1 protein-coding gene is annotated in these 2,285 nt (G+C 34.0%); it reads left to right on the top strand.

Annotated features, from left to right (window positions below; all coding sequences use genetic code 11):
- Positions 1-173: 173 nt before the first annotated feature.
- The gene (locus tag ACW9JE_RS30330; protein WP_149411650.1) at positions 174-1,757 is read left to right on the top strand and encodes a replication endonuclease; all 1,584 of its coding nucleotides are present in this window, start codon (positions 174-176) and stop codon (positions 1,755-1,757) included.
- The last annotated feature ends 528 nt before the right edge of the window (positions 1,758-2,285 follow it).

Here is a 2,285-nt window from a genome sequence, read left to right on the forward strand (position 1 = left end):
CTTCTTGGATAACTCTTAAATAAGTGTCGCAAGTTGATTTTATAGGTTTTTTTGACCGTTTTTGATTTTTAAAAAAATCAGCTTTTTTACAGGTTAGAAAGTAAAAATATTTATTTATTTGACAACCATGCACGGCATGGTATTTGTATTAGTAACGAACAATAATAACTTTCATGATATTTATTCCACAACGCATAATCCTTAAAAATCTTACTCCTGAATTTTTCTTTGCAGAATGTGAAAGGCAGTATTTTTTTGAGCGAGCCATCGAAAAAAAGATGATTGCAAAGGAATGTCTTGAAAATAAGTTAAATAACTCATCAAAAAGAAAGCGTGAAAACATAGCCAAAGAAATAAGAAACCTCAAAAATAAATTCACTTGGGTTGCCACTTGCAGTGAATATAGATGCTGGAAGATACGACATAAATACATTCTAGCTGGCGATTTGGACGAAATCGTCAAAAATATCACGTTTGTTTTCGAGAGAATTCAAGAGCAACTAATAATAAAGCAGAGAAACCTCGACAACGATGACTCCGGCGAGAGTATTTTTTCACGCATAAAGAATGATTGGGATATCGGTTATGGTATCAAAATAAAGGACATTAAAGGGTCAACTATAAAAGACAAGCTCATCAACATTGCTGATGAGAAAAGACTTAAATCACAAATAAAAAGAATACAAAAACAAAGAAGCGAACTTTTAAAGCTGCACTCAGGTTTGATTGGTTCCGGTCGAGCATTTGAGATTTGTAGTGATGAAGTTGTTCGCAATAGAGAAGCTGACGAAGCCAGCCAGCTTGATTACATAATGAAGAAATCTCTTGTTAATGAAAACAACAAGAAAATCCCACTATGGAAAGTAGCAAGCACTGAAAAGCAAAGATTTGCTGAGATATTTATCCAAGTCTCATCGTTGGACGCCTATGCCAAACAACTTGACTATAAGCCTCTTTTCATAACTTTTACCGCTCCGGCAAGATTTCATCCAAAGCCGTCGAAAGGCGTTAGTTCTTGGGACGGTTCAACCCCAAAGGATAGCAATGATTACTTGAAAGGCTTATGGAATGCTTTTAGAAAAGACATCCATAGACATAAGATTGAGATGAATGGTTTCTGGGCAGTCGAACCTCACAAAGACCAGTGCTTTCATAAGCACGCTTTAATGTATGTTAATAAGAAACATTATGACGAATTAGTAATCTTGATTAACAAGCATTTTAGACACTCGGAAAACGCCGTAAGAATTGAAGAAATTGACGCAAAGAAAAGCAAGGCAACATCATACGTGATGAAGTATCTAACTAAGTCATTCAATTTGGAATTCGAGTTAAAAGGCGGCGTCCTAAATGTAGATAAGTTGGAAATCTCAAATCACAAAAAAGTTAGAGCAGTTCAAGCACTGTGGTCTGTGCGTAGATATGCAATGTTCGGCGTTAAGAATACGCTTTCATTGTGGAGAGAGCTGAAAAGAAAATCATTCTTGAAAGGCAAGAATGACGTTATTGATAAGGCGTTCGCATTTGTGGACAAGAACGATTTCATTGGGTTCTCTATATTTGTAAATGGAAACCTAAAAATAATGAGGCTATACAGCAAAATACAAGTATTTAAGAATGACCTGCTCGGTGATGTTTTCGGAAAAAGACTAATAGGTAAATACATAATTGATTTGAGCACAAAAGAAATGATTGATATAAAAGCAAATTACAAAATTGTTGATACTGCATTGCTTGATGCTGCCGAGTTGCAATAAATAAATACTTATCTATTGATTATTTATAATCGCATGTTATATTGTTATCAAGAACAGGAGATTATGAGCATGCAACTAATAAGGGTAACTAGCAAAAGAAAAGAAATCTTAAAATATACAAAAAAACTAGGTCTTTATGGTTTATATAAAGATGTTAAGAATGCACATGACAAAAGTGTTTGTCATTTGATTTTTGACCCATTAGATTACACATTCAAGGTGCTGGTAGACCAAAGTAGAGTTCCTTACGAATATCAAGACGAATGTATAAGGGACTTATAACAAAGCCAGCTAATGCTGGTTTTTTTGTGCCTGAATTTTGTCAAGAAAAATATGTATTTATTTGACTTTGCTTTTATTTGTGCTCTAATAAATATATATAAATAAGAAAGGGACACTAATGAAAAAACCAAAAGCAAAAGCAAATCTTAAAGTTTGCACCATCACACTCGACGCTGAAACACATAATCAATTTAGAGAAATTGCCAATACTCACAAATTTCCGTTGTCACGCTTTATAAATGATTG

Source organism: Pseudomonas sp. SDO55104_S430 (assembly GCF_054070595.1).